1 protein-coding gene is annotated in these 292 nt (G+C 46.2%); it reads left to right on the forward strand.

The window, feature by feature from the left end; all coding sequences use genetic code 11:
• Positions 1 to 292, forward strand: a 292-nt coding sequence (locus tag ABF638_RS38420; protein WP_435027959.1) for a tetratricopeptide repeat protein, incomplete at both ends; no start/stop codon positions are given.

Genomic DNA, 292 nt, shown 5'->3' on the forward strand with positions numbered 1-292 from the left:
AACAACATTGGCGGAATTTACGACAGTCTGGGACAGTACCCCAAAGCCTTGGAGTACTATCAACAAGCTTTAGCCATTCGTAAAAAAATCGGCGATCGTGCAGGTGTTGGCACTACCCTCAACAACATTGGCGCAATTTACTACAGACTAGGACAGTACTCGAAAGCCTTGGAGTTCTTTCAGCAAGCTTTAGCAATTATTAAACAAATCGGCGATCGCGCAAGTGTTGGCACAATGCTCAACAACATTGGCGGAATTTACGACAGTCTGGGACAGTACCCCAAAGCCTTGG

The organism is Nostoc sp. CALU 1950, from assembly GCF_051172895.1.
Classification (GTDB): Bacteria; Cyanobacteriota; Cyanobacteriia; order Cyanobacteriales; family Nostocaceae; genus Nostoc; species Nostoc edaphicum_A.